3 protein-coding genes are annotated in these 2,776 nt (G+C 68.1%); 2 read left to right on the top strand and 1 reads right to left on the bottom strand.

Annotation, left to right across the window (positions count from 1 at the left end; all coding sequences use genetic code 11):
- On the bottom strand, positions 1–300 hold a 300-nt coding region (locus ACEN88_RS28570; RefSeq protein ID WP_413345118.1), incomplete at its 3' end, for a FadR/GntR family transcriptional regulator.
- Positions 301–522: 222 nt separating this feature from the next.
- Here ACEN88_RS28570 and ACEN88_RS28575 point away from each other — a divergent pair.
- Positions 523–1,839: a DUF3422 family protein gene (locus ACEN88_RS28575; RefSeq protein ID WP_413345120.1), complete on the top strand. Its 1,317-nt coding sequence runs from the start codon at positions 523–525 to the stop codon at positions 1,837–1,839.
- Positions 1,840–1,842: 3 nt separating this feature from the next.
- Positions 1,843–2,724, top strand: coding sequence for a CPBP family intramembrane glutamic endopeptidase (locus tag ACEN88_RS28580; RefSeq protein WP_413345122.1), 882 nt, complete (start codon positions 1,843–1,845; stop codon positions 2,722–2,724).
- Positions 2,725–2,776: the final 52 nt, after the last annotated feature.

Genomic DNA, 2,776 nt, shown 5'->3' on the forward strand with positions numbered 1-2,776 from the left:
CACCTCGAACGGACCGGGACCGGCCGCCGGGCGCGCGGTCGGCAACGCCGCCTGTTCGCTGACGTACACGCCGGAGCCGCCGCGCACTTCGACGACGCCGCCCAGTTCCAGCGCGATCAGCGCTTCGCGCAGCGAGGTGCGCGAGACGCCCAGCTTCGTGGCCAGGTCGCGCTCGGCGGGCAGGCGCTCGCCCGGCTTGATGTGCTCTTCCCGGATCAGCGCTTCGATCCGGCTCGACACCACGCGATACAGTCGCGGCTCGGTCGCAATCGCATCGGGTGGCGCGGGCATTTTTCTCATTGTGTCAGTCCAGGAAAAAGTGGAGGCGATTGCCAAGATCGCATCTTAGTTTGGTCGGGATAATGTTGCAAGTGGTCGGACCAAAACGGTCATTTGGGCTGACTGCGTTGGTGGTTTTGCCGCGCGCTGAACTTTATTCGGTCAAGGTTGGGGTCGGCGCCGTTCCAGCGCTGTGCATACGCATGTACAATGGGAAATATTGCCGAGCCGACGAATCGAACCATGACGACCGCATATCCAAGCCTGAGCCACGCCCAGCGCATTCCGCTGGCCGCCGAAATCCATTCGCGTCCCTTCCTCCGGCTGGAAGCGCCCGAAGCCATCACCCACCTCGCCGTGTACCGCGCCAACGAGGCCGGATCGCGCAGCGAGCACGGTCCCAACCAGCATGCACTGCTCGCCGCGCTGTGCGGGCATTTCGGCGTCGCGGCGCCGAACGTGACGGCCAATCACTTCTATCACGACTTCGGCCGTTTCCGCCTCAAGTGGGAACGCCACACGGAGTTCGCCACGTACACGTTTACGGAAAAGATCGCGCCCGGACTGCCGCTCGCCGAGGCGTTCGCGCGCATGCCGCTCGCGCACCTGCCGCAGGCGTGGATCCTAGGCCTGCACGGCCGCCTGATGTCCGCCGCGCACGTGCTGCTGGAGCGCGGCGCCGCCGATCCGGCCACGCTGCAGGACGGCTTCGCCAGCAACAACCTGGTCGGCTCGCGCGTCATGCAGGGCGGCGAGGTGTGGACGGATTTCGCGATCCAGTCCGACGGCTTCTCGCGCTTCGTGCTGCGCGATGTCGAGATGCGCGCGCAGCAGGCCGGCCGCCTCGCGCAGCGCGTGCTGGAGATCGACACCTACCGCATGATGGCGCTCCTCGGCCTGCCGGCCGCGCGCACCGTGTCCAACGCGCTGGACGATATCGAGGCCGAACTGGCCACGCTGGCCGAGCGCATGGTCGCGGGCGAGGCGGTCGCCGGCGACCAGGACCTGCTGGCACAGATCACGAAGCTCGCGGCGCGCCTGGAAAAGCTTTCGCTCGACAACGGTTACCGCTTCTCGGCATCGAAAGCGTACTACCGCCTCGTGAAGGCGCGCATCGAGGAATTGCGCGAGGCCCGCATCGAAGGCGTGCCGACCGTGGAGGAATTCATGGACCGCCGCCTGACGCCGGCGATGAACACGTGCGAATCGACGGCCGCGCGCCAGGAAGCGCTGGCGCGCCGCATCGCCAACGTCAACGACCTGCTGCGCACCCGCGTCTCCATCGTCCAGGAAAACCAGAACCGGCAAATCCTGCAATCGATGGACCGCCGCGCCGCCCAGCAACTGCGCCTGCAGCAGGCCGTCGAGGGCTTGTCGGTCGCGGCGATCTCGTACTACGTCGTGGGCCTGCTCGGTTATGCGGGCAAGGGCCTCAAGAGTCTCGGCATGCCGGTCAATCCGGACCTGCTCACGGGCGCGCTGGTGCCCGTCGTGGCGGGCCTCGTGTGGCTCAGCCTGCGCCGCATGCACAAGCAGATGCACAAACGTTCGCACGGCTGATTCGTGGCGGGCGCTCCCGGTCTCATGGCGGCGTGCGCTGCGCTGGCGCTGGCCGTACTGGCGTTGTGGGTGCCGGCGCCCGCAGTGCGGGGGAATCGCGACTGGGCGTGGTGCGCGGGCGTGCTGCTGGCGTGCGCGGTCGCTAAGGCCGTCGGGGTGCTCGACGGGATCGGCCTCGCCGTCACCTTGTTCTACCTCGCGCTGGCGTTCGGCGCGCGCGCGGCCGGCCGGGCTTCGGTCCGCATCCCGCTGCTCGTGCTGACGGGCGTGTGCGCTCTGCTGCTGGCGCTGCACCGGCTGCCGGGCTTTCACAATCCGCTGCTGGTCGACCATGCGCAGGTGTCGGCGGGCGCGCCGCCGTTCACGCTGTACGCGAACTTCGACAAGGCCATCGCCGGCATCGTGCTGATGGGCGTGTTCTGCGCGCCGATCCGCGCGCGTGCCGACTGGTTGCCGATGCTGCGCCGTACGCTGCCCGTGCTGGCGGCGACGCTCGTCGCCGTCCTCGGTGCGGGCCTGCTGCTCGGCGTGGTGCGGCCGGACGTCAAATGGCTGCCTTGGACATCCTGGTTCCTCGTCAATAATCTCTTGATCACCTGCGTGACGGAGGAGGCCTTCTTCCGCGGCTACCTGCTCGGCGGCCTGGCGCGCGGCATGGCGGGAAGGCGTTACGGCGTGGCCGCCGCAGTGGTCGTATCGACTTTGCTGTTCGGGCTCGCGCACGCCGCCGGCGGCCCGCTGCTCGTGCTGTTCGCGACGCTGGCGGGCTTCGGCTATGCCGCCGCGTACCTGCGTTCCGGGCGCATCGAAGGCGCGATCCTCACGCACTTCGCGCTGAACGCCGTCCACTTCATCGCCTTCACGTATCCGGGCCTCGTGCGCTGAGCTGCATTGCAACTTCTGTAACACGGTGTGACAGCGTACCGTGCGCGCGCGG

This window comes from Massilia sp. CT11-108, from assembly GCF_047302915.1.
GTDB classification, from domain to species: Bacteria; Pseudomonadota; Gammaproteobacteria; order Burkholderiales; family Burkholderiaceae_D; genus Telluria; species Telluria orientalis.

Excerpts from the sequence above, each read along its gene's own strand:
- ACEN88_RS28575 (WP_413345120.1), top strand. The coding sequence starts at position 523 with ATGACGACCGCATATCCAAGCCTGAGCCACGCCCAGCGCATTCCGCTG.